This is a genomic window from Cloacibacillus sp., from assembly GCA_036655895.1.
Lineage (GTDB): Bacteria > Synergistota > Synergistia > Synergistales > Synergistaceae > JAVVPF01.
The window spans coordinates 1-3697 of the sequence record JAVVPF010000084.1 but is presented as its reverse complement, the minus strand read 5'-3'; the positions used below and the strand labels follow the sequence as shown (position 1 = coordinate 3697).

The 3697-nt window shown below is 52.6% G+C and carries 4 protein-coding genes; all 4 read right to left on the bottom strand.

Features of this window, described 5'->3' with window-relative positions; all coding sequences use genetic code 11:
* Positions 1 to 257: 257 nt before the first annotated feature.
* The gene (gene dapA, locus RRY12_12760) at positions 258 to 1151 is read right to left on the bottom strand and encodes a 4-hydroxy-tetrahydrodipicolinate synthase (protein ID MEG2185544.1); all 894 of its coding nucleotides are present in this window, start codon (positions 1149 to 1151) and stop codon (positions 258 to 260) included.
* A gap of 206 nt (positions 1152 to 1357) precedes the next feature.
* Entirely contained in the window at positions 1358 to 2632 is a 1275-nt protein-coding gene (locus RRY12_12755; protein MEG2185543.1) for a TRAP transporter large permease, read from the bottom strand.
* A 2-nt stretch (positions 2633 to 2634) separates the two neighbouring features.
* The gene (locus RRY12_12750; protein MEG2185542.1) at positions 2635 to 3165 is read right to left on the bottom strand and encodes a TRAP transporter small permease; all 531 of its coding nucleotides are present in this window, start codon (positions 3163 to 3165) and stop codon (positions 2635 to 2637) included.
* An 85-nt stretch (positions 3166 to 3250) separates the two neighbouring features.
* Positions 3251 to 3697: TRAP transporter substrate-binding protein DctP (gene dctP, locus RRY12_12745; GenBank protein ID MEG2185541.1), on the bottom strand; the 447-nt coding region annotated here is incomplete at its 5' end.

Below are 3697 nucleotides of genomic sequence, written 5' to 3'. Positions count from 1 at the left end.
GATAGATATAACTTCGTTTACGGCGTGCGCTACGTGCGCCGCGCCTTCGTTGCCGTCTAGGGTTACCATAGTTTTCGTGCTGGAGTTCATATAAAGCATCCTTCCTGTTTCAAAACTTTTTTATCTCCGTGGTGCGTACTTTTTTATCTTCCGCTTCGCCGCGTGAAGATAAAGGTGGCGGCCTTCCGTATGGATAAGAAGTCCGCCATCTTTCTTTATGGTGCTATCTTTCCTGTGTGGGCAGGACGCGGATTATCTTACTTGTACCAGTCCATGAATTTGTTGAGCTCCGTCTGCAGAGAATCTATTATCTGCTGGGAGGGCTTCACGAGGGGAAGCAGCGGATCGCCGCAGTCTACACCGATCATCTTCATGGCTTCTTTAAGGGGGCCGGGGTTTGACTCGGCGAAGATGAGCCTGAGAACGGGCGTCGCCTTTACAACTATCTCGGCCGCTCTCTTGTGGTCGCCCTTTTCAATGAGGTCAAAGAGGTCGGCCCACATCTTGGGCAGCAGGTTTGAGGTGGCGAGGATGCCTCCCTGCGCTCCACAGGAGATCTCCTGGAAGAAGAGGAATTCTTCGCCGGTGAGGACTGAGGTCCTGTCGCGTACCTTTGAAAGAAGTTCGAGCACCTGTCCCATGTTGGGGCAGCATTCTTTCATTCCGACGATCTGTTTTCTCTCGTCGTTGTCAAGCAGACGCTCGACCGTTTCGGGCAGCATGTTGACGCCGGTGCGATAGGGGATGTTGTAGAGCACGAGAGGGAGGTCTACGTTTTTCATGACCTCTTTATAGTAGTCGTAAATGCCCTGCTGGTTCGCTACGACATAATAGGGGGTGACGACCATTATGGCGTCGGCGCCAAGTTCTTTGCACGTATTCCCCATCTCGATGGCTTCAGGAAGGCCGGGGCCGATGATGCCGGCGACAACGGGGACGCGCCCCTTGTTTGCAGCTATAGTCATTTTTACGGCGTCTATGCGCTGCTCGTTTGTAAGCGCGCAATATTCGCCAGTTCCGCCAAGGGCCACGAGACCCGTCGTCTTATTCTCGATTACAAAATTGACCAGCCTGTCCATCGCGGCTTCGTTGACTTTTCCGTCCATGACTGGTGTGCAGAGCGCTGTGTAGATACCTCTTACCTTTTCCATTTTGAACACACTCCTTAAAGTGAGAATCCTTGAATTTTTTCCGGTTTCCCGCGTGAGGCGGCCGGCCCGGCGCCGAGCTTTGTGTACGCTTTGTTTAAACGCATAGCTCCAACAGCAACCCTTTCGGAGAACGGAGGTTTTTGCGCCGCCTCCGAAAGGATTTTGTTTCGATATCAGGTTTTAAGCTTTAGTTTGTTATGCCGCTCTTATCTTCCGAGCAGAGCGAGTGAGAACCAGGGAATGTACGTGAAGAGCTGGAGGCAGACTATCATCGCCAGTATGAACGGCACAAGCCGTTTTGCGATGGCCCCCACGCTTTGTTTGGAGATGGTGGCCGCTATGAACAGGTTGCAGCCGTAAGGCGGTGTAGAGAACCCTATCGCAAGCGCGATGGAGATCATCATTCCGAACTGTATCGGGTCCATGCCGAGCTCTTTCACTATCGGAAGGAATATCGGAGTCAGTATTATCGTTGACGAGATGTTGTCCACGAAGCAGCCGATAATCAAAAACACGATATTCATGAGCAGCAGGACGATGAATTTGTTGTCCGCGTATCCGAGGATGAAGCTTCCTATCCTTATCGGGATCCTCTCCATTGCGAGGTACGAGGCAAAAGAGGTGGCAAGCCCTACCATAAAGAGCGTGGCGCCTATTACCAGCACCGCGTCTTTAAAGGCCCTAAGCGTAACTTCATAGTTCAGTTCTTTATAGACGAACTTGCCGACAAAGAGCGCGTAGACCGTGGCCACGACCGCCGATTCCGTCGGTGTGAAGATGCCGCCGTAGATGCCGCCCAAGATGATGACGGGAACGAACAGCGCCCATATTGAACCGGCAAATGTTTTAACGACCTGCTTGACGGTCGGGACGCCGGACATGCGTGGATAGCCCTCTTTTTTGCTGATGACATAGGCCACGACCATCAGCGCCAGTCCGATCATGATTCCGGGTATGATGCCCGCGATGAAGAGGTCGCTTACGGAGACGCCGGTCAAAACTCCATAGACTACGAACGGAATGCTGGGCGGTATGATGCAGCCGATGGTGCCTGCCGATGAGATGACCGCCGCGGCAAAGTCCGGTTTATATTTCTTCTCTACCATCATGGGAACCATGAAGGAGCCTATTGCAGACACTGTGGCCGCGGCGGAGCCGGATATCGCTCCGAAGAACATGCAGGCCACGATAGTCACCATCGCAAGTCCGCCTGTGATGAAACCGACGAAACATTCGGCCATGTTGACGATCCTGCGCGAGATGCCGCCGTAGGTCATGAGCGAACCGGCCAGCATGAAGAATGGAATGGCGAGCATCGGGAAGGAGTCCATCCCGGTGAAGGCATTCTGCGCGATAAGCACAAGCGGAAGGTGGCTGCATGTGAGGATTGTGACGGCGGTCGCGATCCCAAGAGAGATGCCTATCGGGACGGAAAGAGCCAAAAGGACAAATAGAAGTCCAAAGAGAATAGCTATATCCATGGTTACATTGTCACTCCTTTTTTGGCTTCTTCTATCATTTCTTCCTCGTCGCTCAGTTCCGGCTTCACTATCTCGCCGGTGCGGAGAAGGTTGATGATGTCAAATACGAGGCGTATCGCCATAAATATGCCGGCAAGCGGGATGCAGAGGTAGGCCCAGCCCATGCTTATCTGCATCGCCGTCGAAAGCTGCTGCTGCTCGACGACTGTGCGCACAAGCTTTGTGCCCTGGCACCCCAAAAATACGCAGAAGCAGCACCAGACCGACATTACAAAAAGTTCCAGTGTTATCCGGGCTTTTCCGTGCAGCCTGGATGAGATTATGTCTATGCGCAGATGCTTTCTGTTGGCCAGAGTGTAGTCGGCCCCTATCCAAATGAGCCAGATGAACATGTAGCGCGCGGCTTCGTCTACCCATGAGAGCGACGCGCTGAAACAATATCTGAGCACGACGTTCATGAAGACGATAAGCGTTGATATCAGCAGGTTTAGAACAAGAAATTTTTCTTCTATACTATTTAGGATCTTGAGCATTGACATCGCCACCTTCTTTTCCCTCGAAATTGGAAGAGGAAGGGGAGCCATATCCCCCTCTTCTTCCATGGATATTTAACGCAGGTTACTTATTGCCTTCGAGCGCGATATCGATGAGATCCTTGCCTATGACGGGCTCCATGACCTTATAGACCTTCTTGGCGGCGTCCATGAACTGCTTCTTCTCCGCTGCCGTCGGGTAGTAGACCTTAAGGCCGTTCTTCTTCACCATTTCATCAAGCAGCACCTTTGTCGCCTTCTGCTGGTTCGTTCTTGAAGCCGCGCGGAACTTCTTTGCGCCTTCCATGACTATCTTCTGCAAGTCGGCCGGGAGCCTCTTGTAGAACGCTTCGCTGATGAATACCGCAGACGGAGCGTAGACGTGGTCGGACATCGTCATGAATTTCTGCACTTCAAAGAGCTTTGAGCTGTAGATGAGCGTGACAGGGTTCTCCTGCGCGTCTACCGTCTTCTGGAGAAGAGCCGTGTAAAGCTCGCCGAAGTCGACGGGGGTCGGGTTCGCGCCGAACGC

Excerpts from the sequence above, each read along its gene's own strand:
- dapA (MEG2185544.1), bottom strand. The coding sequence starts at position 1,151 with ATGGAAAAGGTAAGAGGTATCTACACAGCGCTCTGCACACCAGTCATG.
- RRY12_12755 (MEG2185543.1), bottom strand. The coding sequence starts at position 2,632 with ATGGATATAGCTATTCTCTTTGGACTTCTATTTGTCCTTTTGGCTCTT.
- RRY12_12750 (MEG2185542.1), bottom strand. The coding sequence starts at position 3,165 with ATGCTCAAGATCCTAAATAGTATAGAAGAAAAATTTCTTGTTCTAAAC.